The sequence below is a fragment of the Roseivirga sp. AWQ4_251 genome, assembly GCF_056158225.1.
On the sequence record NZ_JBSWSW010000001.1, the window covers coordinates 1 to 25,485 of the forward strand.

A 25,485-nucleotide genomic window follows, 5' to 3' on the forward strand; every position below is an offset into this window, starting at 1 on the left:
GCCCATCTAATCCTTGGTCCACATTCAAGTTGAGTGGGTATATCTGAGGTAATTAATTGAAGGGTAAGGAAGACTAGAAGCTTAAGAATTTTTCAATTTGAGTTTCGAGAAGTTCCTTGTATAAAGGATTGACTATCTGACCATCTTGATAATGCCTTTCTATGTTGGCTAATTTAGGTTTGATAGCAAGCACATGCATGCCTAAATAGTTGAAAATGTCCGTTAGATGCGACATAGCAAAAACACCGCCTTGTACACCTGATGACAGACCTACCAAAGCAGCTTTTTTATCTCTTACACCTTCGGGGTATTTAAAGCCATCGATGAAAGTCTTGAGTATTCCAGGGAATGAACCATTGTATTCTGGCACAATGAATACGAGCTTATTGGAATTCTGAACTTTGTCTCTGATAAGGTTGAATTTTTCATTCTTACCATTGAATTCGTAAAGAGCTGAATCGATAAAGTCGTTAGGTAAGTCAGCTAAATCTACAAGTTCAGCATTAGCTCCCTTTTCTTTTAGAAGTTGGATATAGTATTCAGCAATCTTGCGGCTGAGTGAATTTTTTCTGTTAGTTCCTGCTACTACTGTTATCATCATTCTAACTTTGATTCGAAGTTAAGTTTATACATATAAACTGCACAGCTTATTTATTGCTATTATCAATGATTGATTAATTTGTGATATCACTACAAATTATAGATACTAAAAATCGAGAGATGACATATACCCAAGAAATTGCTCAGGCGTTAGCCTACATACAATCAGCGACAGATTTTGAACCAGAATTCGGGATTATTCTGGGGACAGGATTAGGGGCATTGGTTGATAAGATTGAGATTCAAAAGGAGATAGAATATAAAGCCATTCCTCACTTCCCAACTTCAACAGTAGAAAGTCATAGTGGAAGGCTTATTTTCGGTATGCTTTCAGGAAAGAAGGTAGTAGCTATGCAGGGACGTTTTCATTATTATGAAGGCTATAATATGAAGGAGGTGACGTTTCCGGTTCGTGTTATGAAGCTGTTAGGCATTAAGAAGCTTTTTGTGAGTAATGCTGCGGGAGGAGTGAATTTAGATTATCAAGTTTCAGATTTAATGATCATAGAGGATCATATTGATTTGACAAAGGAGAATCCGCTGACTGGAGCAAATCTTGATGAATTTGGCGGTAGGTTCCCCGATATGAGTGAGCCTTACGAACGCAAGATGATCGAAGAAGCTTTAGATATTGCAGAGGAAGAAGGTATTCGTTGCCATGAAGGTGTTTATGCTGGAGTTAGCGGGCCAAATTTGGAGACTAGAGCGGAATATCGGTACATAAAAATTATTGGGGCCGATGCCGTTGGGATGTCTACAGTTCCTGAAGTGATTGTGGCCAGACACATGGATTTACCCGTTTTTGCCATTTCTGCAATTACTGACCTTTGCGACCCAGATCACCTAGAGCCTGTTGAGATTTCTAAAATATTGGCTGCGGCCGCAAAAGCAGAGAAGGGAATGACAACCATCATTCAGAAGCTTATCGCTCTTCAATAAAGAGAAGAAGAAACGGAGCGGAGTGAAGTAACTAAGTTGTTTCGCTCCGCCTTTAATTATACGCTGGCATCAGTTCCATAATCCATCTAAGCTTACTAATTTCACTTTATGGAATTGAAAGGAAAATTAGCCATAGTAACCGGAGTTAGTAAGGGGATTGGTCTGGAAACCGTGAAACAGTTGTTGGAAACTGGAGCCATTGTGGCCGGTTGGGGAAGAACTGCTCCCGATTTAAGTCACTCGAATTTCCATTTTATTAAAACTGACGTTTCTGATTGGGGAAATGTACAGGCCTCTTATGCCGAAACTGTTTCCAATTTTGGAAAACCTTCAGTGTTGGTTAATAATGCAGGAATGGGGTATCAAGGTTTGATTCATGAAATGCCAGTAGAGCAGTGGAAGGAAATGTACGATATCAATGTCCACGGCCTTTTCTACTGTATCAAGGTTGCAGTTCCTGATATGATCGAATTAGGGGAAGGCCACATTGTCAATATTTCTTCAATTGCTGGTACGAATGGTGTTAAAACCATGTCGGGTTATGTAGGGACAAAACATGCGGTAAGAGGTATTTCACATTCCATTTTTCAGGAACTAAGAGACCACGGGATAAAAGTAACGACCATTTATCCTGGTTCAACCAATACAAATTTCTTCGATAGCATTGAATTCGCTGAGGCCAATGACAATATGATGCGTCCTGAAGATATTGCTACAAGCATTGTTCAGGCAGTTCAAACTTATGCGAATTATCACGTGGTAGACGTAGAAGTGCGTCCGCTTTGGCCAAAAGGTCGTCCCAATAAATAAACTTTCATTGCGTTAAAGCATTCGATGTCGATAAAAGTCAATCAGCTTACGAAAATCTACGGCCAGCAAAAGGCTGTTGATGACATTTCCTTCGAAGTGAAAAAAGGAGAGATTCTTGGCTTTTTAGGGCCAAATGGTGCAGGGAAATCCACAACCATGAAAATCGCTACTGGTTATTTGCCACCTTCAGAAGGATCTGTGATGATTGGTGAGTTCGATATTATCAAACAATCGAAAGAAGCCCGAAGCATTATCGGCTATTTGCCAGAACATAATCCGCTCTATTTGGATATGTTCGTGCACGAATACCTAAGCTTTATTTGTTCGCTTCACAATATCAAAGGCAAGGAAAGAAAGCAGCGGGTGGCCGAAATGATTACGCTTTGCGGTTTAACCAAGGAGCAAAATAAGAAGATTGAATCTCTTTCTAAAGGGTATAGACAGCGTGTTGGATTAGCCCAGGCGCTGATTCACGATCCAGAAGTTTTGATTCTGGATGAACCCACAACTGGCCTAGACCCGAATCAACTTTCTGAAATCAGGGGACTTATCAAAGAAATCAGTAAGAACAAAACTGTGATTCTTTCCACGCATATTATGCAAGAAGTGAAAGCATTGTGTAGCAGAGTTGTGATTATAAACCATGGAAAGATTGTGGCCAATGATTCGGTAGAAAGGCTAACGTCTGCTGCTGAACCTGCTGTTTTGGTAGAATTCAGAGAAGCAATCGATCCAAATATTCTTGTTGAAATTCCAGAGTTTTCTTTTCGTCATTTGGAAGGGAACCAGTACGAGGTAGGAAGTAAACAAGCGGGTGATATTCGCGAAAAGCTCTTTGAATTGGCTACAGAAAGAAAGTGGGTGATTCTGAGCATGCAGCAAACTGAGCAAAATCTAGAACAAGTCTTTTATCAACTAACCAATCAAAACCAAAATGTGGGCGATTTATCATAAGGAAATCAGGCAATTTCTGAATTCGCTGATTGCTTATGTGGTAATTGGTGTTTTTTTGACGGGTATTGGTTTGTTAATGTGGGTATTTCCTGATACGAGCGTTTTGGCCTATGGCTACGCAAGCATGGAAACTCTTTTCACCCTTGGGCCTTTCGTATTCATGTTTTTGATACCGGCCATAACCATGCGGATGCTGGCTGAGGAGAAGAAAACGGGAACTTTAGAGCTTTTACTTACCCGCCCGCTGAGTGATTTTCAGATTCTTTTCGGCAAATATTTAGCGGCTTTCACGCTGGTGATTCTCGCTGTTTTGCCAACCCTCATTTATTATTATTCGGTTTATAGCCTCGGAAATCCAATAGGAAACCTAGATACTCCAGGTATTATTGGCTCTTATATCGGGCTTATTTTATTGGGAGGCGTTTTCACTTCCATTGGTCTTTTCGCTTCAGCTTTGAGCGAAAACCAGATTGTGGCATTTATTCTGGCGGTCTTCTTCTGCTTTTTTATGTACACGGGCATTAGCTCGGTAGCCGGACTCTTTTCAGGTCAAACTGCGTTATATATCGATGAAATGAGTTTTTCTTTCAACTATGAGGCCATGAGCCGTGGGTTGATTGATACCAGAAATTTGGTCTTCTTTTTAAGTACAATTACCGTAGTTCTGCTGCTTACTTTGCTTCGTTTCGCTGCGCGAAGAATGTCTTTTTCGGCACATAGAAAAAGTGCTTGGAAGACTTTTGGGTTCGGAATTTTTGCGGTTTTAGTCATTAACGTGGTGGCTGCTAATTATTTCTGGCGCTTTGATATGACAGAAGAAAAACGTTTCACACTTCAGAATTCCACCAAAGATTTACTGGAAAAGCTAGAGCACCCTTTAGAGATTGAAATCCTTTTGGGAGAAGATTTGCCAACAGAGTTTCAACGGTTTCAAAAATCGATTCTTGAAACCATTGAAGAGTTCGGTATTTATAGCAGTCAGCCTATTTATTATTCCATCAACGATCCTGGTTCTGCAAATTCAGAAAAGGAAAGAAATGCGAATTACGAAGCATGGATGAATCGAGGACTTTCGCCAACTCGAATTTTCGACAACCAAGACGGCAAGGAAGTTCAGAAGTTGATTTTCCCTTATGCTGTGGTTCATTATGACAATCGTACTGCTGGAATTTTATTGCTAAAAGGTAGTCAAGGTGCTCCGCCAGAAGTGAAATTGAATCAATCGATTGAAGGCGTTGAGTTTGAATTGGCTACAGCTATTCAGCGTATTTCTGGAATAAACCGTAAGCGTTTGGGCTTACTTCAGGGGCATGGCGAATTGGACTCGCTGAATATCTATTGGTTTGTAAGAGACTTTATCGAGTCATACGATATCGAGCCTGTCAAACTTTCGGAGGTAACGGAAATTCAACCTTACGATGCCATTATTATGGCTAAGCCGACACAAAAGTTTTCACGTGAGGATAAATTTAAAATCGATCAGTATTTAATGCATGGCGGAAAAGCTGTTTTCATGCTCGATGCGCTTGGTGTGGATATGGATTATGCAGGCGGAGCAGGAACTTTCGCAATGCCATACGATTTCGATTTAGACGAAATGTTCTTCCGTTATGGCTTTCGATTGAATAAGAATTACGTGATGGACGTTCAGAATTTTGGTCGCTATCCTGTAATTGTGGACGCTGAAAAAACCATAATAAATTTGAGGTGGCCGTATTTTTATGGTGCGGGTAACTATACTAAACATCCGATTACTCGAAACCTTGATGCCGTTTACCTGCGTTTTGCAGGTTCAATAGATACAGTTGCTGCAGCTGGTGTTGTGAAAACACCTTTGTTGTTTTCGTCTCAGTATTCACGAGTGCTGAATGCCCCCGCGCCTGTTTCATTTGAAGCTATTGCTGCTGAAAGCGACCCAAATTTGTACCAAGGTGGGCCGCAGGCTTTAGCTTATCTTTTAGAAGGGAAGTTTACTAGCAGTTTCAAAAATAGAATTCTACCGAAGGAAGGTGTGAATACAAAGAATTTTAAGGAGGAAAGCCCAGAAACAAAAATTCTTGTGTTAGGAGATGGCGATTTAATTAGAAATGAAATCAGAAATGGTCGTCCGATGGATTTGGGGTTAAACCCTTTTACTGAAGGAAGCGAAAAGCAAACTTTCGCCAATAAGGATTTCATGCTGAATACTCTGGCCTACATGATTGATGAAGACGGACTGATTACCGCTCGCAATAAAGAAATCAAACTACGACCGCTGGATCGAATTAAGGCGCAGAAAGAAAAGCTGAAATGGCAACTGATCAATTTAGCAGGTCCAATTGTTGTGATTTTGATTTTTGGACTTGTGCGAGGCGTGTTGAGAAAGAAAAAATACGCCAGTTTTTAAAGGAACAGAGCTGCTTCAAAGTTTTGAATAACACTGTTGAAGCAGCTTCTCTAATTTCTTTTAGTATTTGGTCAGGCTGTTGTCAATTTCATCGGCATAAGCCAAAATTCCACCTTTAAGATTGTAAAGGTTTTCGAAGCTATGGTTCGCTTCTAGCCAATTGATTACATCACCACTCCTTTTTCCGCTTCGGCAGTGTACTACTACTTTTTTATCGCGGCTAATTTTATCAACATTGGCAGGTATCGTATTCATAGGGATCAATTCTCCACCAATTTCTGCAACTTCGAACTCGTTAGGTTCGCGCACATCGATGAGTTGAAAATCTGCACCGCTGGATTTCAATTCAGCTAATTCTTTTACGGTAATTTCCTTCATGATTCTGTAAGTATGTTTGAGCGATTAAAGCTATAAAGTAAAGAAATGAAATTAGACTTCTGTTTATTCATTCTTCACTTTTCTCAACTAAGCTTTCTGTAAGCTCGTTCAGTTTTCTTACTTTATTTTCAAAATTGCCTTTCAGCTTATCTCTTATCGCCTTCATATTTTGAAGTAGATCATCGATTTCATCGGGCAAAGTTTCATTAAAGATTTCTTTTAGCCTTTTGGCAATGGTTGGTGATTTTCCATTGGTTGAAATCCCAATTTTCAAATCACCTTTAGTTACAATGCTGCCTAGGTAGAAATCGCAAAGGTCAGGTGTATCGGCAACGTTTACTAAAATACCTCTGGCCTTGGCTTCATCCCTAATCGTTAGGTTCAGCTCATGGTTTTCTGTTGCAACAATGGCCAATTGCATTTCGGTAAGATCCTCATCAAAGAATTCCCTTTCTATAAGTTTTACCTGCTCATGTTGCTTAGCTAACACTTTTATTTCCTCCTTGATGGATTTACCTACCAAAGTAACCCGGGCCTGTGGACTGCTTTTAAGTAGAAAAGAAAGCTTTTCTAGGCCTACAGCTCCGCCACCCACGATTAGAATATCGAAAGTATGAGCCTTTAGAAATATGGGATATAGCTCATTGGCCATAGCCGAAATTTGCGGTTTGTTGTTGAACCAGTGGAGCTAATTCTCGGTCATAGAGTTCCACCGTTTCTCCAATTACGATAATGGCTGGCGAAGCAATTTCTGCTTTTTCAGCCTTAGCTTGAATATCTGAAATATGGCCTTTTACCATTTTCTCGTTTGGCAAAGTCCCGTTCTGAATAATGGCAATAGGAGTATCTGCGCGATCCTGATTCTCGAAGATTTGACAAATTTCAGCCAGCTTTTTTGTGCCCATTAGAATAACAATAGTGGCTGAGGATTGAGCGGCAACAGCAACATCTCGTGAAAGTTCGCCTTCACTGGTCGTTCCCGTAATTACCCAAAAGCTATGGTTCACACCACGAGAAGTTAATGGAATGTTTTTCATAGCCGGCACTGCATGTGCACTACTTATTCCAGGGACTATGGAAGTGGAAATACCGTGCTTTTCAGCGTACTGAATTTCTTCAAAACCTCGGCCGAAAATAAAAGGATCGCCACCTTTTAAGCGCACGACATGGCCTTTTGCATGTGCAAAATAAACGATGAGTTCGTTGATGGCGTCTTGGGTATGGCTGTGTTTGCCAACCCGTTTGCCAACATAAATCAGTTCAGCTCTTTTGGCGGCATAAGTAAGCAATTCTTTACTTACGAGCGCATCGTAAAGAATAACATCAGCATCGGCAATGGCTTTTATGCCTTTCACGCTAATTAAATCAGGATCTCCTGGGCCCGCGCCCACCAAGGTAAGTTTCGGATTAATAGTTTGCATTAGGCTTTGTAGAAATCTGTGATTACAACTTTATCTTTTCCTCCGGCTTCAGCTAGTTGATGAGCTCTGAATGCTCTGGCTTTCACCAAGAATTCTTCAGCTTCTTTGAAGTAAGCGCTGGCAAATTCTTCGGTAGGTTCTTGTTCTTTCATTTTCAAAACATGAGCTTCAAAGCCATGCTCGAATTGGAACAATTCTTTTCCTGTTAGATGCTCGTCAAAACTTTGGAGAATGCCAATTTGAGTATTGCAACTTACATCGATGCTGAGGAGCAAGGCTTTGGCAGCAATCACAAAAGTGTTATAGCTGTTATAAATCGCATCGGCATAAATACCTTCTTCGAAGCCTTCTTTCGACCAGTCTAGTCTTTCTTGAGCCTCTTCAATAACGGTTTGAATTACGTCTAGCGTTACGCTGGCGCATTCTCCCACACCAATTTCAGGAATGAAGTTTTCGGTTTTGCCCCAGTCCACATAGTCCGATTCTGATAATGATGGCACATCGGCAAACGGCTTGAGCAGATGATAGAAATGCATTTTGCCCAAGCGCTGATAGAAGTCGTTGAAGTATTCGCCTTCTTCAGCTTGATTTTCATATTCATGAAGTACTGCAGCCAAAGCTTGAGGAATTCTTTTGGTAGGAACCTTAATGACTTTTTCAGCTATAAAACCTTCTCCGTTAGGAGAAACGCCTCCTCCAATTACAATTTGCATGGCTGGAATAACCAGAGCTCCGTTTTTAATCGAACTGCCGTGGAATCCAATATTGGCTGCCATATGTTGACCACATGCATTCATACATCCACTAATTTTGATCTTGATGAATGCTTCATCTATCAAAGCTTTGAATTCAGTTTGAAGCATTTTCTCCAATTCTGAAGTAAGTGAAGTACTGTTGGTAACGGCCAAATTACAAGTGTCGGAACCCGGGCAAGCGGTGATGTCATGAGTGCTATTGAAACCAGGTTTTGAAAGGTTCAACTTCTCTAATTCTTGATATAGGAAAGGCAAAAACTCCTTTTTAACGAATTTGATGAGTAAACCTTGATTAACTGTTACACGGATGTCGTCAGCAGCGCATTGTTTTACAACGGCAGCCAATCCCCTAGCCGTTTCGGAATGAATGTCGCCTAAAGGAACACGCACCCAAACACCAAAATAGTCGGCCTGTTTTTGAGCAAAAACATTGGTTCGTTGCCAATCTTCAAAAGCTTCCCAATCAATATTGTTCACTTCAGGAATGCTTGAAGTTGTAGAAGGCAGAGTTTCTGCAGTTTGTTGATTTACACTGTAGCTTTTGCTTTTTAGAGCCTTTTGTTCTTCTGCTACTAAATCCATCAGCTTTTCGAAGCCGATTTTCTTCACCAGGAATTTCATTCGAGCCTTGTTTCTGTTGGCTCTTTCTCCATAGCGATCGAAGACTTTAATTACAGCTTCTGTAAACGGAATCATTTGATCTTCCGGTAGAAATTCATGGGCGGTGTGAGCGGTCATGGCAACCGCTCCCAATCCGCCTCCCAAAACCACCTTAAAGCCTCTGGTAGTTTCTCCATTTTCTTCTTTAATCTTTGGAATAAATCCGATGTCGTGAAAGTAGGTGTAAGCCGTATCTTTTTCGTCTGAGGCAAAGGCAATTTTGAACTTCCGACCCATGTCTTGGCAAACAGGGTTTCGAAGAAAATAATGCGTTAGTTCATGAGCATACGGGGTTATATCGAAAGGCTCGTTTGGATTGATGCCAGCATCAGGCGATGCAGTAACATTTCTTACGGTATTACCGCAAGCTTCGCGAAGCGTTACACTTTCTTCTTCCAATTCAGCCCAAAGTGCTGGCGAGTCTTTCAACTTAACAAAGTGCAGTTGAATGTCTTGTCGGGTTGTCAAGTGAAGATTTCCTGTCGCGTATTTGTCAGAAACATCAGCTATTTTGATCAACTGATTTGGTGTTACTTTTCCGTAAGGCAATTTGATCCTAATCATTTGAACACCAGGTTGGCGTTGGCCATAAACGCCTCGTGTTAAGCGGAATAACTTGAATTTATCTTCTTCGATTTTGCCATCATTAAACCTTTCAATTCTTTCTTGAAGGTCAATGATGTCTCTTTTTGCTGCTTTGCTAACGCTGGGTGAAATGTTCAAACTCATAATAGAATTTTCTTTTTGCGACACCTTTGGATTTAAACTTCCGAACGCAAAGTAAACGAAAAGGATATAAAATCTACCAATTTAGTAGGGTAATAAATTACGAATGGTAGAAATATGTTTTACAATGTGATATAAGTAGGTGATAGGCCTTTATGAAAAGCGAAAAATCTGATAATCTACCGCTTAGGTTTCAATGATTTTCCGTTTGACATAATTCAAGAAATTAATGTCTTGTATAGGTGTTGAACAACGGCCTTGGCAAAAAGCCTGCTTTTGATTCTAGGTATTGATTTTATTTTTAACTTTATGCGCTTATTAACCCTATAGTAATAAATCCGCTTTTATGAAGTTTATCGTTTCTTCAGCAGAATTGCTAAAACGCCTTTCTAATATTAATGGAGTGATCACTACAAATCCTGTGGTGCCAATCCTTGAAAACTTTTTGTTCGAAATTAAAGATGGACTTCTGACCATTACGGCATCTGATCTTCAAACTTCCATGATTACCGAAATTGATGTGGAAGCTAAAGATGATGGAAGCATTGCTGTGCCAGCAAGAATTCTGATGGATACCTTGAAGAACTTGCCAGAGCAGCCAGTTACGTTTTCTATTGATAATGAGACGTACAGCGTAGAAATCAACTCTGATAATGGTAGATATAAACTAGCGGGCGAAAATGCTACGGACTTCCCTAAAGTTCCTTCAGTAACAGATGCTTATCAAGTGGATATGTCTACTGAAGTATTGAGCAGCGCTATAAACAATACAATTTTCGCAACAAGTAGCGATGAATTGAGGCCTGCAATGACTGGGGTTTATATTAAGCTAGGAGAAACCAATACAACTTTTGTTGCTACTGATGGGCACCGTTTGGTAAGATATAGAAGAGTGGATGTTGCTTCAGATACAGGAATGTCAATCATTATTCCTCGTAAGGCTTTGAATCTTTTAAAGTCTACGTTGCCTTCAGAAAACTCAAATGTAATTGTGGAATACAATGCGGCTAACGCATTCTTCCACTTCAATAATATTAAAATGATTTGTCGTTTGATCGATGAGCGTTTTCCTGATTACGAAAATGTAATTCCAACAGATAACCCAATTGAGATGAAAATCAATAAAGGTGAATTGTTGGGTTCTTTGAAAAGGATTTCGATTTATGCGAACAAAACTACGCACCAAATCAGATTGAAAATTACTGGTAGCGAATTGACAATCTCTGCTGAAGATTTAGATTTCTCTAACGAGGCAAAAGAAACCTTAGCTTGTGAGCACGAAGGCGAAGATATCGAAATCGGATTCAATGCTAAGTTCTTGGTAGAAATGCTTTCTAACCTTCACGCTAAAGAGGTTACTTTGCAAATGTCGGCTCCTAACAGAGCTGGTTTGTTGGTGCCAGGCGAAAAAGATGATAACGAGGATATTTTAATGCTCGTTATGCCTGTTATGTTGAATAACTACTAATTCTAGTTTTAAAATATTGAATAAAAGGAGCTTCGAGCTCCTTTTTTTATACACTCCATTTTTTTTGATAAATTCGCTGACTATAAAATCAATCTGTGCTTTCTAAAAAGACCCAATACGCCTTTCACGCACTTACCTATTTAGCCGAAAATCAGGATAAAGGGCCTATTCTTATTTCTGAAATTTCTGATGAGCGCAAAATTTCACTCAAGTTTTTAGAGAATATTTTATTGGAGCTTAAAAAAGCTGGGATTCTAGGGAGCAAGAAAGGAAAAGGCGGTGGTTATTATTTGATTAAGCCACCGGAAGAAGTAGCCTTAGCGAAAATAATTCGCATGCTAGATGGCCCAATTGCGCTTTTGCCATGCGTGAGTTTAAATTATTACGAGAAGTGTGAAAACTGCCAAGAAGAGGTTTGTGGTTTGAATACTGTAATGTGTGAAGTGCGCGATAATACCTTGAAAGTTCTAGAAAATAAGACCCTTCAAGACGTTTTACGGAAACGATAAATATTTTTTTGCGTTATTAGTCTACAAAAATGGTAGGGAATATATATTTTTGCCTGTCATTTTGGTAAAACCGTTGAGCTTATGTTTATAGATAGCGCAGTAAAAGCAAAACTAGATAAGGAGGTAAAGGGAGATAGCAGCCTTAAAAGCCTGTTGAAGGCCGTTAGCTGGAGAGTTGTAGGAACGCTCGATACCATGATGATTTCATATATCGTAACAGGAGAAATAGCCATGGCACTTTCTATTGGCTCAGTAGAAGTGTTTAGCAAATTAGTGCTTTACTATTTGCACGAAAGGGCTTGGTCTGCTGTTAAACTCAAAAAATAATACAATGAAGGTAGAAATTGACGACTATAACAACGTATTGGCCAATGCCAGTATAGAAGATGGGATTCGCTACTTTACAGAGTTATTTCCTGGTCAGGTAAAATTTTCTTCGGCCTTTGGGCAAGAAGATCAGGTGATTACTGATGTGATCTATGCTAAAAAATTAGATGTTGAAGTATTTACCCTAGATACAGGTAGGCTTTTTCCTGAAACCTACGAGCTTATGGATAAAACCAGAGCAAGGTATAAAGCCAAAATTAAAACTTACTATCCCAATCCAGAGTTGTTGGAGCCGATGGTAGAAGAAAAGGGCTTTTTTAGTTTTTACGAGTTTGTTGAAAATCGTAAGCAATGCTGTTTTCTTCGTAAGGTTGAACCTTTGAAAAGAGCTTTGAAAGGAACGAAAGTTTGGATTACAGGGCTGAGAGCTTCTCAATCGCAAAACCGCCAAAGCTTCAATTTGGTGGAATGGGATGAAGGCAATGAAGTTATCAAATTCAATCCTCTTTTGAATTGGTCGTATGACGAAATGTTGGAATATCTAAAGGTGAACAATGTGCCTTATAATACACTACACGACAAGGGCTTTGTAAGTATTGGTTGCCAGCCATGTACTAGAGCCATAGAACCTGGTGAAGATCCAAGAGCAGGCCGTTGGTGGTGGGAAGCGAGCCAGAAGGAATGCGGTTTGCATTCTGTAAAGCTGCAGTCGGCCCGTTAGCTAGTCGCTGATTTTACTATCGATCAATAAATCTATGTCGATGGAAGTTTGATAAGCTTCTGTCAAAAGAGTGTTGAGTTCAATTTCGTTGGAAAGAAGGTTTACCACGAGATTTTTGAATTCAACACTTTTTATTTTTTGTAGACTTATGATTTTCTCTTCTCCAAAATCTACATCCTTTACGAGGAATTCACTGTAGTACTTTTCTTTCATTTGGGCATAATACTGCGTGATTTCCCGCAATTCAATCCATTTGTTTTTGAGTGTAAGCAGCTCATTTTTCAAATCCAGATTGGCATCCGTATAATTTGTGTTTAGGTAATAATTCAAACCTTCAAATTGAATGTTGGGCTTGTAGGTTTTATTAATGTCGAAGAGGTAATGCGAAATGCCATCGTCTTCTAGATTTCCTCCGGAAAATAGAATACGAGCCAATTGTCTGGTGTCTTCTTCCAGTTGAATGCGCTCGTCTATCAAAGTTTCGAATTGCATTAGGTTCAATTCGTTTTCAGCCCTCACTTTTTCCAAGGCAGATTTTTCAAGCTTCAAATCCTTCTTGTCTTCGTAATAAACATTGAGTTGATAGGCCACGGTAATCCCGAAAATCACAATAAAGATTTCAACAGCATAAGTAATAATGCTGGCTTTTTTGACCTTAGATAGTCTTCTTGATGTGCCGAATTTGACCATGATTCAGGGTAGAAAGACCTAAAATAGAAAAATTGTGTGACTAAGAAGTGAATATGCGAATTTGGGAGTATTAGCTCACTATTTTTTCTAAGATTACACCAACGTAATAGGCCAATGTCGCAGCCGATCCACCGAGAAATAAAGTTTCTAGAACACCTCTGATTTTACTGGTTGCCGTAACATAGCTTTTGGCATAACCAATGCCGGCAAAAGTGAGGAAAGTGAGTACCGAAGACCAGCGGAATAAGTCAATATTTAAAGGACTAGTGTAGTCGGCCACATACACGATCAATGGAATAAATCCCATCATCAAAAATGAAATGAAGGTAACCAAGCCCATTTGAAACGGTGATTTGGTTTCTTTGGTCATTTCTAGTTCTTCTTTCATCATTACGTCTACCCAGCGATCTCGATTTTCGGTTATTTTTTCCACTACTTGTTCCAGCAGTTCACCTTCAAATCCTTTGCTTCGATAGATTTCACGGATTTCTTCTCTTTCTTTTTCTGGCAAATGATCAACTTCCCAATATTCGATAGACTGGTGTTTTTCGTAGTTCTGTTTTTCTGATTTAGTTGAAAGATAGCTACCTACCGACATGGCAAAGCCATCGGCAAATAAGTTGGCGAAACCCAATATCAGCACTACCGCGCTGTCCAGGTTCGCTCCTGCAGCTCCGGCCACAACGGCAAATGTGGTAACGCTTCCGTCCATTCCACCATAAATGAATTCGCCAATGTATTCCTGAAAACGTGAAAATGCGGTTGCTTTGCCATGCAACTGACCTTCGTGATGTCTCTTGCTCATTTCTATGTTATTCGTTTAAGCCACTGATAAGGATCAAGATAATTTGAATCTCATCAAAACAGGAAGCCTTTTATTTGGGTTAAAACTTAAGATTTATTCATCCTTTAAGTTAAAAGGTTTTTGAAAATAAGAATGAGTATAAGGTGTGTTGGCGATTGACTATACACGCCAAAGAATGGGAATATCTGTAAGTACTAAGGTAATTTTAAAAGGCTGTGGAAAAATTCCCTCAATTTATTGTCTATATGTGACGATATAGGTCAAATTTGCACGACACAAGATTCCATTCACAAGATTCTTGTTTTCATTTTGATAGTGTTTTTCTCTATTCGGAAATCAATCTGAAAATAAATCTTTAAAAATGGCTGTTTTTGCCCCAAGTGGACGATTTGGAACAGAACTTGCCTGAATGGAATACGTTTAACGAAGCCATATTCAGTCATCAATGAAATGTTCTCAACCGAAAGTCTTTCACTTCGATGCGGCATTGGCGCCAATCAACCTGATTACTTAAGGGTGAGCTCTCGCTTTCCTTGAGATACCTATGAAAAACAAACAATAACATGAAACAAAATTCTCTCAACATGAAACGCATTTTCAAAACTGTGCCCCTGATTTGTGCGGCTATTATTGCCCTCTCTTCTTGTAAGAGCCAGAAAGCTGCGGCCGATGCCACTCCAGAACCAGCAGTAATAGAAACACCAGCTCCTGAACCAGAGCCAGAACCAGTAGTGGAAGCACCAAAGGATGTTCGCGAAGCACCAAGCGCGACTTTGGAAACTAAAATTTCGAATTACTTTACCGCCATTGCCGGAGCTTCTTCTGTGACTTCCGCCAATAATAACATTCGCGAAGCTTTAGGCCTTTTCAATTCAGGAGAAGCGCCAGTTCTTATTATTTTCTATAGCGCCAATGGTGCTGAAGATTATGATGAGCCTACCACAATTTCGAAATACCTTAACTACTTAAAAGACGTTAAACTGAACCCTCATAAGGTGAAAGAAGTGGTAAGAGACCCACAGGGTAAAATCAAAGAAATCGTTTTGGTAAAGAAATAATCACTTAGCAAACACAAGAAATCATGAACAAAACAATATTGAATAAGTTTTTTGGCATCGTTGTACTGTTGGCGTTTTTCGCTTCGGCTGCCAATGCTCAAAGTGCTGTAGACCCTAACAGAGAAAAGGCTATTGATTCTTTGGCTCTAGAAAAAGTTAAAGACCTTGGTAAATACATCGCCATTATTGGTAATAAAGACACTCCATTTTCAGAGGCTAACCGCGTAATGGATCGCGCTGAAGAGCTTTTTGCTCCTGGTAGCGAAATGGGAGTTTCTTCTTTAGCTAAAGAAGAAATTAAGTATTACAAAGTGCGTGAATACTTCCAAAGATTAATGGCCTTGAACTATGATAAGGTGAAAATCGAATGGTATGATATTCACTACATTTCAGATTTAGAAAGACAACCTGACGGCCGTTATGTGGGTGTGGTTACCATTTATCAAAGATTTGAAGGAAGTACCTCAGACCAAATGAACTATAAAGACACCACTAAAAAGGACATCACCATTTACGTAGAAAAGAAAGTGACTCAAATTGCTGGTAGAAGCATTGAGTTCTGGGATGTAATTTTGGGTGATATCAGAGTATCTGAAACTTCAGTATGAACCGACTAATTCTTTTTTCCCTCTTCCTGTTTTTTGCAGCTATTTCTCAATCGGCTGCCCAAATCGTAGATGAAAACTACGAAATAGAGCAGCAGCTTATGGCCAGCACAAAGCAGCTCAATCAATTCTTCAGAAGATTTAATGGAGAAGAAGATACTAAAGGAAAAAAGTTTGAGCCGGGCGACCGACAATACCATAATAGTAGGTTGCGCAAAAAATACCTCAGTATCCTCTTCGATGAGGAGGATACTGATATTACTGCTCAAACCAAGGAAGATTTTGTAGAGCAAATTACCAGCGATGAAAATCCTGTTTATCTCAATCTACATTCCGATAATTGGTTTGCGGTAGTTCAAACTACGTTTGTTTACCAAGGAAGAGAGTGGCCTATGACCCTGTACATGAAAATTCAGCAGGAAGGTTTGGGCTACGAATGGGTAATCTCCGATATCTCTTTCGAACCTTATAAAACCTTGTTCAATAAGCAAAGGGGAGAAACTAAAGAGTTTTTGCACCCAATGAGCCACGAGCTTGATTTTATGAACTTAAGAAAGGCATTGAAAAAGGACGGAAGTCCAGAATCTTACACACCAAAAGATTTTGTGCCCGACTTTATGACCTTATTTCTATACCAAGTCAAAATGGGAACGCTTCAGTTTAAAACTGTAAATAGAGTGAACTTTCATTTCTTTAGCGTAGATGGCTGGTATTTTTCCCTCACCAATTTTAACCGTCCTGGATACAACTCTGGTTGGCTTATTTCCGACCTACTAAAAATTAACGCTTCTCAGAAAGAAGACTTGATGAAATTGATTTATGAGAAAAAATAAACTCATATTACTCCTTTGCGTTTGCCTGTTTTCTGTGCCTGCTTTGGCGCAACCTGCGGTAATGCCCGATTCCGTTCTTGAAAAAAAGAAAGAGGAAGTAAAAGGCATGATCAGCGCTTTGGAATACTATTTCAACGTGCTTGGGGCCGAAAGAACTACCGTTAGTGAAAAAGAAGTGATTATAAATAACAGTTATAAAAAGCTGTTTTCAAACGCTAAGGTTCAGGTGGAAGATGATCTTGAAGAGAATCGTTCTACAAGCACTTTTAAAGACGTTCAAGCTTATTTAAAAGACATCGATTTTTTCTTTAAAAATGTCGTTTTTGATTTCGAAATCAACGATATCCTAGCCGAAACTAAGGAGGATGGATCACCATATTACAAAGTAGAATTGGTGAGAAACCTTCAAGGCACTTCGTTGGAGGGTGAGCCTGTTAATAGTACACAAAAGAGGTATGTTGAATTGAATCTTGACCCAGCAAAAAAGGAGCTGAAAATCGTAAGTATTTACACCAATAAACTGAGTTGAGATAAGCAACTTCGCGAATGGTACACTTTGTTAACCTTGGGCTGGAAAAACGTATTGCAACAAAGAGCTGGCATTGAAAAGGATAGTCTCACAACTCAGGATTTAGCAAAACTTGCGTCTATTGATTCTCTAGACCTTTCGGGCAATGATTATATTCTCAACCTTGAACCAATTTACCAGCTTACCAATTTGAAATACCTCAAATTGAGTAATACGTGGATTAACGATTTGAAACCGCTTCGTTCTATCAATACACTCAAATCTCTTGATGTTTCTAACACCTCAGTTTATGATTTGCAGTTTTTAAAATATCACAGCGAAATTGAATCGCTGAATCTTTCCAATAGCCACATTGAAGATTTTTCAATTCTAGCTTCTTTCGAGAAGTTGAAAGCGTTGAACTTATCGAGAATCAATCAGGTGGATTTGTCTTTTGTGGGTTCGCTCACCAAGCTAGAAAAACTCGATTTGTCAGAAGCTGAAGGCGTTAATGCCATTGACTTCTCAGCGTTAAGAAACCTAAAAGTTCTGGATTTGTCTGCCAGTGATATTGCAGATATCGAAGGTTTTCAAGGGCTTCAATCTTTGGAAGAGTTGAATTTAGAATTGACGAATCTCAAAGACATCAGCCCTTTAAGGGAGCTTACTAAGTTAAAAGTGCTCAATATTACCAATACCCAGGTTGATTCATTGGAGGCTTTGAAGTCGATTAAATCGCTAAACAAAATTTATTGCGATAATGCACCCCTTACTGAAAGTACAGTGGAGGCTTTTATTGTAGCAAATCCACGTGCTTTGGTGATTCGTAATACACAGCAACTTACAGAATGGTGGAAGGGAATGTCTGCAGGATGGAAAGGAGTGCTCAGCAAATTTGTGAGCAGTTCAAATCCGAAAAACGAAGAACTTGTTCAGTTGCTAAAAGTAGATTCGTTGAATTTGGCAGGCGTTGGTATTTCTAGCATTGCACCTCTTTCTCAACTCAAGCGAGTGACTTATTTGAATTTGGATGGTAACACTATCACTAACTTGAAGGGAATTGAAGAATTGGATAAACTCGAAGTTTTGAGCTTAAAAAACACAGCGGTGGCCGATCTTTCGCCTTTGGCGGAATTATCTTACCTGCGACAAGTAGACATTGAAGGCACTAAAGTAAGTGATTTAAGTCCGTTGGAAAGATTGACCAAACTGAGTTTTGTCAATGCTGAAGGTTCGCGAGTAACCAAAGCTGGCGTTGCGGCTTTATTGTCGCGACAAGATGACTTGACCGTAATTTTCCAGACTAAAGAACTAAATGCTTGGTGGGGAATTTTAAGTGAGCCACTGAAAAAGAGTTTCAAAGAAAATTTGGTGATGGCAGGTCAGCCAACGGCCAAACAACTACACCAATTGGTGGCTTTAGAAACATTGAATCTTAGCGGAACTGCTATCCAGAGTTTAGCCGAGTTATCGGAGTTTTACAGACTGAAGAAATTGAACTTAACTCGAATAAGTCTTAGAGATTTGAACTCATTGCCTGAACTGAATTCACTCGAAGTGTTGAGTTTTACAGAAATGCCAATCAATGAGCTGCTTTCAATTCTGAAATTCAATAATCTTAAATCCATCAACTTTAGAAACACTGCAGTGGACGATTTGCGTCCGCTAACCACTATGGGCGATTTGGAGTCCATCAATTGTTCTGGAACCAATGTAAAACGCCTTACGGGTTTAGAAAATCTTACCAATTTGAAAGTTTTGGATTGTTCCAATACGCGAGTTTTTAAATTGGATAGACTTACGGAACTTAAGAAATTAGAAAAAGTGATTTGCTTTAATACAGGCTTGCGAGACAATGATATTGAAAAGCTAAAAGAAGCAAATCCTAGTGTGGAGGTGGTTTACTATTGATGTAACCCTCTTTTTTGAGAATATCTTTAAACAGAGCAAAGGACTATAGTTGAACCAAATTCTTTGCTCTTGTTTTTAATCATCTTTTAGCTTCTTAGAAAAGTAAATTTTTCTGTGCCCTTTCGGGAAATCTTTTATCTCCCCTGCAATAGAATAACCGTTTTTTAAGTAGAATCCTTCGGCTTGAAAATCGAACGTGTCCAGCATGGAAATATATGCTCCTTTCTCTTTGGCTTTATTTTCCACCAGCTTTAACAGCTGAGTCCCGATTCCTTTATTCCTGTGATTTTCCTTCACCCAAAGGATTTTAATCTCCAATCCATTCCAGTAACCAATGCCGGCTAGTATTCCTGCAATTGCAATCCCGTTCGCATCTTTGGCTACAAATTCTAAGGGTGTCCAAATATCGGCCAGGGCTTTTACATGGCTCAAGTTGAATTCATTAATGCCATTTACAATGCACTTGATGTTCTCTTTACTACAAGGTTCAATGGTGAACTGGAATTGTGATTTCATATTTTAAAGCTCTAGCTTTTTGCTGAGAAGCCAATGATATTATTAGGGCTCGAATCTTCTAGCAGTAAAATCTGTTTTCCCGTTGAAATTGCGGCTTTGTTCAATTTCAATATGTGCCCTTTTGATTTTCTGAGAGGGCATCAAGCCGCTTTTATGTTTTGCTGATTACTTCTAGCTCTTCCTTCACGAAAAATCGAACATAAAGTATTACGCAGATCGGTACGATAATTAAACCACTGGTAAAGTTGAGTAGTGAGGGCCAACCTTCTAGGTCATGGCCACCTTGCAAAGTAAATGCTAGATTGCCTAAAGGGCCTTTTGAAAAAATGCTGTTGTAAACGAAGTTCCAGCCTAAATGAAGTCCGAAAGGGAACATGATGGATTTGGTTTTTGAAAAGCCCCAAGCAAAGGCGAAACCCATAAGGCCAGTGCCTAAAAAGACAAGAATCATAGCCGTAACGTTACCTAAAACTCCATATGAAAACCAATGATATATACCGAAGGCAATGGCTGAAATCCAAATGGCTTTGTGAGAACCAAGTTTATGAATTAGTAGATAAAGCAAAGCGCCTCTAAACACAAGTTCTTCTGTAAATACAGATTTTACATCCCACCAAAAAGCTTTTAATAAAAGTGTAGAATTCAAGTCTGAATTGAGTGTCCATCCTGCTGACTTGAGAAAGGCTTCTAAATATTGGGTCAAAACACAGAGTGTTGCCGTAAATAAAAATCCAATTGAGAATTGTTTCAGCCTTTTGCCGACAGGTAGAAATCCTAGGGCTAGGATGTTTCTCCTTTCAAAAAAGTAAAGCAATAGCCAAGAAATGACTAATGCGATCAAAATACCAATCATTTAAAAGTGCTTTTTCAAATTAGGCTATTCTGGTGACTTGGCTGTGTTTAGAAAAGTTACTCCCTAAAAACAAAAGGCTTTTAAGGAGTAACAGAAGTTAAATATAGAGCTTTTGATTATTTCGTATACTTCTTAAATACCGCACTGGCAATATGGCCGCCAAAGCCAAAGGTATTGCTGAGAGCGTAATTCACAGTTCTTTCCTGAGCTTTTCCGAGCGTCAGTTCAAACTTACCGTCCCAGTCGGGATCTACATTTTGCGTGTTCATGGTGGGAGGAATAATGTCGTCAACAGTCGCCATAACGCAGGCAATTGCTTCGATGGCTCCAGCGGCCCCCAACAAGTGACCTGTCATAGATTTTGTGGCAGAGATATTCAGGTTCGGTTTTTCTCCAAAAATTCTTTCGATCGCGATTAATTCACTCGGATCACCAACAGGAGTAGAAGTTGCATGCATGTTGATATAGTCAATGTCAGCAGGGCTAATGCCAGCATCGTTCAAGGCTTCTTGCATGCCCAAAAATGCGCCTTCCCCTTCAGGGTGAGTTCCCGTTAAATGATAGGCATCTGCAGCCATTCCTCCGCCTACAACTTCAGCAATTATGGTAGCACCTCGTGCTATGGCATGTTCGTAAGATTCCAACACCAATGCGCCAGCACCTTCTCCCATCACAAAACCATCACGGCTAACATCAAATGGTCTCGAAGCTGTTTCGGGATTTTCGTTATTGGTGCTCAATGCCTTAGAAGCATTGAAACCACCGATGCCTGCTGTGGTAATGGGTGCTTCAGAACCTCCTGTGATAATCATATCTGCTTTGCCCCAACGAATGTAGTCGGTGGCATTGATAATGGCAGTAGTGGAGGTAGCGCATGCCGAAATTGTTGTGTAATTGATGCCACGCAAGCCATACTTTATAGAGATAATGCCGGAAGCAATATCCGCGATAATCTTAGGAATGAAGAAAGGAGAAAACCGAGGGGTTTCGTCATTTTTAGCATAAGCTACTACTTCATCTGTAAAGGTGGCGATTCCTCCATTTCCAGAACCCCAAATTACACCGATTCGGTTTTTGTTCAGATTATCGAAGTTCACCTGGGCATGTTGAAGTGCCTCTTCTGCTGCAATTAGAGCATACTGTGTATAAGGGTCGTAGCGCCTTGCTTCGCTGCGTGGAATAAAATCTTCAACATTAAAATCCTTGAGTTCGCAGGCAAACTTGGTCTTAAATTTCGCAGTGTCGAATTTTGTAATCGGCCCTCCTCCATTTTTTCCAGCCTTAAGGTTCGCCCAAAAATCGTTCAGGTTGTTTCCAATCGGGGTAAGAGCTCCCATACCTGTAATTACTACTCTTTTCATAGGTTTTGCTTTAATTGGCTTTGAGCCAATAGTTTTAAGTTCTGTATCACGTAATAAAAGTGAGTTGGGTTATCGGTGGTTTTTGCTAATAATATTCCACCTTCAATCATGGCAATAAATGTGGAGGCAAATGCTTCTGCATTTACTTCAGCTCTGAATTCACCTGTTGATTTCCCATTTTCTATCACTTCCTTTATTTCAACATGCCAATTGAGTAAAGTGTTGGCAGCTTTGTTTTTGAAATAAGGAAGGCAGTCATCTGATTCTACCGCGGTATTCATCAAAGGACAGCCACCATTTGCAGCAACGGTTTCGTAGCCATCTTTGTAGAATTCCAGCAAGGCTTCCAGCTTTCCCCAATTGGAATTGGAAGAAGCCCAAGCCAACCGTAAACCATTTTTAATAAAGGCGAGATTGTGGCTAAAACAGGCTTCGGCTAATTTCTCCTTGTTCTGGAAATTACCATAAATAGCTCCTTTGGTTAAGCCAGTGGCTTCAGTAATATCAGACAAAGCAGTGCCCTGATAGCCCTTTTTATTGAAAATAGGCGCTACAGTTTCAATAATAGCTTGCTTTGTTCTTTGTGCTTTTGATAAACTCACGCACAAAAATATACCAATTGGTATATTTTTACAAGTCTTTATGAAATTAGAGAGAAGGGGTTTATGCCAACATTTTTGAACATTTTCTAGTCTAATTAAGATATACTCATGTTATATTAACCCCCTAACCATTTTTAAACTACCATGAAATTCTCCATATCTCTACTTTGTTTAGTGCTCTACTTTGGCTTCAATACAACGTCTTTTGCTCAAATGTATAATGCTGAATCGCCTTTGGCACATACATATTCTATCGTAGCGCGCGATGCAAAAACTGGTGAAATGGCGGTTGGTGTTCAATCGCACTGGTTTTCAGTAGGAACCTCCGTTTCTTGGGCCGAAGCTGGCGTTGGGGTAGTGGCAACTCAATCGTTCGTGAATCCTTCTTTTGGTCCACGCGGGTTGAAACTTTTGAAGGAAGGTAAAACAGCAAAGCAGGCTTTAGACGAATTGTTGAAAACCGATACTGGTAAGGAAGTTCGCCAAGTTGCTATTTTGGACAACAAGGGAAATGTGGCGGCTTACACAGGCAAACAATGCATTCAGTTTGCGGGAGATAAGCAAGGGGTCAACTTTTCGGTACAAGCGAATATGATGCTGAAACCTACGGTTTGGGATGCTATGGCCAAGGCTTTTGAGGCTAGTGAAGGTTTGCCTTTGGCAGAAAGGGTTTTGGCAGCCTTAGATGCAGCCGAAAAAGAAGGAGGAGATATCAGAGGAAAACAATCGGCCGCTTTGATGGTAGTAGGCGGCAAAAAAACAGATGCTTGGGATAATTATAAGGTAAATCTCAGGGTAGATGATAGCTCGGCTCCGCTGCCTGAATTGCGAAGATTGTATAATGTTCATGTGGCTTATCAGCATATGAATGGGGGAGATGTAGCTGTAGAAAATGGAGATATGGCTGCCGCGCTTCGCGAATATGGAGCAGCAGAGGCGATGTTTCCAGACAATTTGGAAATGAAGTTTTGGAAAGCGGTTGCCTTGGCCAATAATGATCGCTTGAATGAGGCCTTGCCTATTTTTAAGCAGGTTTTCAATAAAGATAAAAACTGGAAAACTTTGACTGAACGACTTGTACCCCTTGGGTTTTTAGCGGTAGATCAGGGAGGTTTAGACAAAATATTGAATCAGGAATAGAACGCTTTCTAGCGCAATAAGGTCTTAAAAAAATAAAGTCCACTTTTCTTTAGAAGTCTTAGAGAAAAGTGGACTTTTTACTTTCAGTAAATTTCTATTTATCTATTCGTTTTCGGTAGCTATGGCGTAAGTTTCATCGTACTCTTTGGTGAGATGATGCCAATCAAACCTTTGGCTAAAATCTTCAAGCTTATTCCGTTGAATGGCTCTGTAACCTTGGCTAGTTTTCGAGAATTTCAAAAGTAGTTTTGCCAGTTCTTCTACCACAAGACTTCTTCCTTTTCCCATTCTTTTTAAAACAAAAGCCCCAGTTTCTTCCGGGTTGTCGTTCACTTTTTCAATGTATGAACCAAAACCTGAAAGGTCGGAAGTAATGGTGGGCACGCCACGGGCAATACATTCCAAAGGTGTGTAGCCCCAAGGTTCGTAATAGCTTGGGAAAACTCCTAAATGACAACCTCTCACAAACTGAGAATATTCCATGCCAAATAAGGGGTTGGTTGGGCTAATGAATTCAGGGTGATAAACCACCTTGACCTTATCCAGCGGACTGTTGAAAAGCTTATTGGCTCGGAAATCCTTCAAAATAGGATCATCAATGTCGTTCACTAAATTGTGCGTGACGATGTAAGGCCACTTGTCCGATTTCCACGATTGAAGCGCTCTTCTGTAACGCAGTCGCCAGTAATCATCAACAAAGTCATTGAGCTGCGGAAGTTTGTAATCGCCCGTTGATGATGCTGCATGTACATAGAGTCTTTGAGCAATTTCTTTTTCAATGGCCCCGCAATTTTTTCTAATTTCTTCTAGCAATGCTCTTGAATGAAGTACATCAGGATTGATAGAATAAACATCGGCTTTGGTGATAAAGAACATCACAATGGTGATATCGATTTTCTCTTTTATCAGCCATTCGTTTAGTTTGCTAAGTGCTTGAATGGTAATATCGAAACCTTTGTTTTCATGCTCGTATCGACCACTGGTGAAAAAATACAGGGTTTTATTCAGGTCGAATGGTTGAGAATGGAAGAAATGCCCCATGATAAACTCATCGATTTTTTGTCTGTATTTATCGTGGCGAATATGAATACGATGATGAGATGAAAATCGATCGAGGTTAAGTCCATTTGGAGTGACATGGTGCGGTTCCGTACCCAGTAGATATTTACATTCTTTTGCTGTGATTTGGCTAACCGTAGTAAAACAGTCGGCATGTTTGGCTCCTTCTTTTTCTAATTTATGAATACCTGGAATGCCGAATTTTCTGGCCATTGCCTGATCGTCAATGCTGGGCATTTCATCGTAAAACTCTTTGCTATTTACAGCCAAAACGCGTCCTAACCTTGTGGCATGCGTAGTGAAAATTGTTTTTACATCGGTCTTATTTTGCTTTAAATCCAGAATGGTTCCGCAGGTCATCCATTCGTGGCCATGGAAAATGATGCTTTTTTCAGTTTCCTTTTCACTTAAAATTTTAGTGAAGGAATACACCATGTCGCACCATTGCAATGAAATATCATAAAGCGAATCGTCTTTGCCTGCTGGTATGCCGAAGTTTTGAAAATGCCTTTGCTTGATGGCTTCCAGTCTATTGAAAACATTCTCAGGATTAAGCAGTACCACTTTTGGACGCCCAGAAACCAGCCAAGTGCCATAACGGATTTCATAACCCATGTCGCGCATGTGGCTTACCGTTTTGCCGATGGAAGAATCCACTTCTGAAATTTCTTCAAATTCAACGTCTACTGCCTGATTTACCAAAGGGCCAATTAGACAGTAGTTTTCTCCCCATTTTTCTACAGTAGCAGGAAGCTTGGATCGGATTACGGTATAAATGCCGCCAAGTTGATTGCAAACTTCCCAAGAGGATTCGATTAATAGATTGTTTTCAAAGAGCTTTTTTGTGGTTTGAGCCATTGGGTGGTTAAAGGTTTTTCAATTAGTGAACT

The 25,485-nt window shown here is 39.8% G+C and carries 26 protein-coding genes; 14 read left to right on the forward strand and 12 right to left on the reverse strand.

What is annotated here, in order from left to right; translation table 11 throughout:
- Window positions 1–73: 73 nt before the first annotated feature.
- Window positions 74–598, reverse strand: a complete 525-nt coding sequence (locus ACXACJ_RS00005; protein WP_475135056.1) for an NADPH-dependent FMN reductase — start codon at window positions 596–598, stop codon at window positions 74–76.
- Between the two features lie 122 nt (window positions 599–720).
- On the opposite strand from ACXACJ_RS00005, the gene ACXACJ_RS00010 reads away from it, so the two are divergent.
- The 4 genes from ACXACJ_RS00010 to gldG all read left to right on the forward strand — a co-directional run bounded on the left by ACXACJ_RS00010 (window position 721) and on the right by gldG (window position 5,689).
- Window positions 721–1,539 (forward strand): purine-nucleoside phosphorylase, encoded by an 819-nt coding sequence (locus tag ACXACJ_RS00010; protein WP_475132218.1) that lies wholly within the window; start codon window positions 721–723, stop codon window positions 1,537–1,539.
- 108 nt (window positions 1,540–1,647) lie between these two features.
- The gene (locus tag ACXACJ_RS00015; RefSeq protein ID WP_475132219.1) at window positions 1,648–2,349 is read left to right on the forward strand and encodes an SDR family oxidoreductase; all 702 of its coding nucleotides are present in this window, start codon (window positions 1,648–1,650) and stop codon (window positions 2,347–2,349) included.
- Between the two features lie 24 nt (window positions 2,350–2,373).
- Entirely contained in the window at window positions 2,374–3,303 is a 930-nt protein-coding gene (gene gldA / locus ACXACJ_RS00020; RefSeq protein WP_475132220.1) for a gliding motility-associated ABC transporter ATP-binding subunit GldA, read from the forward strand.
- Window positions 3,284–5,689 (forward strand): gliding motility-associated ABC transporter substrate-binding protein GldG, encoded by a 2,406-nt coding sequence (gene gldG / locus ACXACJ_RS00025; protein WP_475132221.1) that lies wholly within the window; start codon window positions 3,284–3,286, stop codon window positions 5,687–5,689. The genes gldA and gldG overlap by 20 nt, the downstream gene beginning before the upstream one ends.
- A 60-nt stretch (window positions 5,690–5,749) precedes the next feature.
- Here the strand turns inward: gldG and ACXACJ_RS00030 are convergent, their stop codons facing one another.
- From ACXACJ_RS00030 to ACXACJ_RS00045, 4 genes are all read right to left on the reverse strand, one after another.
- A complete protein-coding gene (locus tag ACXACJ_RS00030; RefSeq protein WP_475132222.1) occupies window positions 5,750–6,067 on the reverse strand; it encodes a rhodanese-like domain-containing protein in 318 nt (105 codons plus the stop codon).
- A 67-nt stretch (window positions 6,068–6,134) separates the two neighbouring features.
- Complete coding sequence (locus ACXACJ_RS00035) at window positions 6,135–6,719, reverse strand: precorrin-2 dehydrogenase/sirohydrochlorin ferrochelatase family protein (RefSeq protein WP_475132223.1); 585 nt, start codon at window positions 6,717–6,719, stop codon at window positions 6,135–6,137.
- A complete protein-coding gene (gene cobA, locus ACXACJ_RS00040) occupies window positions 6,709–7,488 on the reverse strand; it encodes a uroporphyrinogen-III C-methyltransferase (protein WP_475132224.1) in 780 nt (259 codons plus the stop codon). The genes ACXACJ_RS00035 and cobA overlap by 11 nt, the downstream gene beginning before the upstream one ends.
- Window positions 7,488–9,632, reverse strand: a complete 2,145-nt coding sequence (locus tag ACXACJ_RS00045) for a nitrite reductase (RefSeq protein WP_475132225.1) — start codon at window positions 9,630–9,632, stop codon at window positions 7,488–7,490. The genes cobA and ACXACJ_RS00045 overlap by 1 nt, the downstream gene beginning before the upstream one ends.
- 343 nt (window positions 9,633–9,975) lie before the next feature.
- Between ACXACJ_RS00045 and dnaN the strand changes: the two genes are divergently transcribed.
- From dnaN to ACXACJ_RS00065, 4 genes are all read left to right on the forward strand, one after another.
- Window positions 9,976–11,097, forward strand: a complete 1,122-nt coding sequence (dnaN, locus tag ACXACJ_RS00050) for a DNA polymerase III subunit beta (protein ID WP_475132226.1) — start codon at window positions 9,976–9,978, stop codon at window positions 11,095–11,097.
- A 95-nt stretch (window positions 11,098–11,192) separates the two neighbouring features.
- Complete coding sequence (locus tag ACXACJ_RS00055; RefSeq protein ID WP_475132228.1) at window positions 11,193–11,606, forward strand: RrF2 family transcriptional regulator; 414 nt, start codon at window positions 11,193–11,195, stop codon at window positions 11,604–11,606.
- A gap of 81 nt (window positions 11,607–11,687) precedes the next feature.
- Entirely contained in the window at window positions 11,688–11,933 is a 246-nt protein-coding gene (locus ACXACJ_RS00060) for a DUF2061 domain-containing protein (protein ID WP_475132229.1), read from the forward strand.
- Window positions 11,934–11,937: 4 nt separating this feature from the next.
- Window positions 11,938–12,654, forward strand: coding sequence for a phosphoadenylyl-sulfate reductase (locus ACXACJ_RS00065; protein ID WP_475132230.1), 717 nt, complete (start codon window positions 11,938–11,940; stop codon window positions 12,652–12,654).
- On the opposite strand, the gene ACXACJ_RS00070 is transcribed toward ACXACJ_RS00065, so the two are convergent.
- Entirely contained in the window at window positions 12,655–13,344 is a 690-nt protein-coding gene (locus ACXACJ_RS00070; protein ID WP_475132231.1) for a hypothetical protein, read from the reverse strand.
- Window positions 13,345–13,414: 70 nt separating this feature from the next.
- Complete coding sequence (locus ACXACJ_RS00075) at window positions 13,415–14,149, reverse strand: VIT1/CCC1 transporter family protein (protein WP_475132232.1); 735 nt, start codon at window positions 14,147–14,149, stop codon at window positions 13,415–13,417.
- A 584-nt stretch (window positions 14,150–14,733) separates the two neighbouring features.
- On the opposite strand from ACXACJ_RS00075, the gene ACXACJ_RS00080 reads away from it, so the two are divergent.
- From ACXACJ_RS00080 to ACXACJ_RS00100, 5 genes are read left to right on the forward strand one after another with little or no spacing between them, the layout of a single operon-like run.
- Window positions 14,734–15,207, forward strand: a complete 474-nt coding sequence (locus tag ACXACJ_RS00080; protein ID WP_475132233.1) for a nucleoid-structuring protein H-NS — start codon at window positions 14,734–14,736, stop codon at window positions 15,205–15,207.
- A gap of 23 nt (window positions 15,208–15,230) precedes the next feature.
- Window positions 15,231–15,815, forward strand: a complete 585-nt coding sequence (locus tag ACXACJ_RS00085) for a hypothetical protein (RefSeq protein ID WP_475132234.1) — start codon at window positions 15,231–15,233, stop codon at window positions 15,813–15,815.
- Entirely contained in the window at window positions 15,812–16,645 is an 834-nt protein-coding gene (locus ACXACJ_RS00090) for a hypothetical protein (protein ID WP_475132235.1), read from the forward strand. The genes ACXACJ_RS00085 and ACXACJ_RS00090 overlap by 4 nt, the downstream gene beginning before the upstream one ends.
- Window positions 16,632–17,174 carry a hypothetical protein gene (locus ACXACJ_RS00095; protein ID WP_475132236.1) on the forward strand — a complete coding sequence of 181 codons (543 nt, stop codon included), beginning with the start codon at window positions 16,632–16,634 and terminating at the stop codon, window positions 17,172–17,174. The genes ACXACJ_RS00090 and ACXACJ_RS00095 overlap by 14 nt, the downstream gene beginning before the upstream one ends.
- A gap of 36 nt (window positions 17,175–17,210) precedes the next feature.
- A complete protein-coding gene (locus ACXACJ_RS00100) occupies window positions 17,211–19,064 on the forward strand; it encodes a leucine-rich repeat domain-containing protein (RefSeq protein WP_475132237.1) in 1,854 nt (617 codons plus the stop codon).
- A gap of 75 nt (window positions 19,065–19,139) precedes the next feature.
- Here the strand turns inward: ACXACJ_RS00100 and ACXACJ_RS00105 are convergent, their stop codons facing one another.
- The 4 genes from ACXACJ_RS00105 to ACXACJ_RS00120 form a co-directional block, all read right to left on the reverse strand.
- Window positions 19,140–19,580: a GNAT family N-acetyltransferase gene (locus ACXACJ_RS00105; protein WP_475132238.1), complete on the reverse strand. Its 441-nt coding sequence runs from the start codon at window positions 19,578–19,580 to the stop codon at window positions 19,140–19,142.
- Between the two features lie 151 nt (window positions 19,581–19,731).
- The gene (locus ACXACJ_RS00110) at window positions 19,732–20,433 is read right to left on the reverse strand and encodes a CPBP family intramembrane glutamic endopeptidase (protein WP_475132239.1); all 702 of its coding nucleotides are present in this window, start codon (window positions 20,431–20,433) and stop codon (window positions 19,732–19,734) included.
- Window positions 20,434–20,549: 116 nt separating this feature from the next.
- Window positions 20,550–21,794 carry a beta-ketoacyl-ACP synthase II gene (gene fabF / locus ACXACJ_RS00115; protein WP_475132240.1) on the reverse strand — a complete coding sequence of 415 codons (1,245 nt, stop codon included), beginning with the start codon at window positions 21,792–21,794 and terminating at the stop codon, window positions 20,550–20,552.
- Window positions 21,791–22,396 (reverse strand): TetR/AcrR family transcriptional regulator, encoded by a 606-nt coding sequence (locus tag ACXACJ_RS00120; RefSeq protein ID WP_475132241.1) that lies wholly within the window; start codon window positions 22,394–22,396, stop codon window positions 21,791–21,793. The genes fabF and ACXACJ_RS00120 overlap by 4 nt, the downstream gene beginning before the upstream one ends.
- Window positions 22,397–22,540: 144 nt before the next feature.
- On the opposite strand from ACXACJ_RS00120, the gene ACXACJ_RS00125 reads away from it, so the two are divergent.
- Window positions 22,541–23,536, forward strand: a complete 996-nt coding sequence (locus ACXACJ_RS00125) for a DUF1028 domain-containing protein (protein ID WP_475132242.1) — start codon at window positions 22,541–22,543, stop codon at window positions 23,534–23,536.
- 102 nt (window positions 23,537–23,638) lie between these two features.
- Here the strand turns inward: ACXACJ_RS00125 and ACXACJ_RS00130 are convergent, their stop codons facing one another.
- Window positions 23,639–25,453, reverse strand: coding sequence for a glycosyltransferase (locus ACXACJ_RS00130; protein ID WP_475132243.1), 1,815 nt, complete (start codon window positions 25,451–25,453; stop codon window positions 23,639–23,641).
- Window positions 25,454–25,485: the final 32 nt, after the last annotated feature.